1 pseudogene is annotated in these 241 nt (G+C 57.7%); it reads left to right on the top strand.

What is annotated here, in order from left to right:
* A pseudogene (locus tag HMPREF2886_RS32875) lies at positions 1 to 241 on the top strand (sel1 repeat family protein); the annotation flags it as partial.

Raw genomic sequence — 241 nt, 5'->3', positions numbered from 1 at the left:
TGTCTTGCAGCCGTTCCCGTGATGGCCAACAGCGAGTCGTTTGTCTGCGTTAATGAAAAAGACCATCTTCCTCCGTTGGATTTGCAAGCCGATGCTTGGTACCGCGAAGCAGCCGCCTTGGCCAAGCCCGATACTCTGCGGCCCTGGGGCCGTATTGTCGAGCTTTACAGCAAGGCAGCGGAGCGTGGGCACTGGAAGGCGATGCACAACCTGGCGAATCTTTATCGTACAGGGTGGCCTG

Source organism: Pseudomonas sp. HMSC066A08, from assembly GCF_001813025.1.
Classification (GTDB): Bacteria; Pseudomonadota; Gammaproteobacteria; order Pseudomonadales; family Pseudomonadaceae; genus Pseudomonas; species Pseudomonas aeruginosa.
This window is presented reverse-complemented; position numbering and strand designations above follow the sequence as displayed.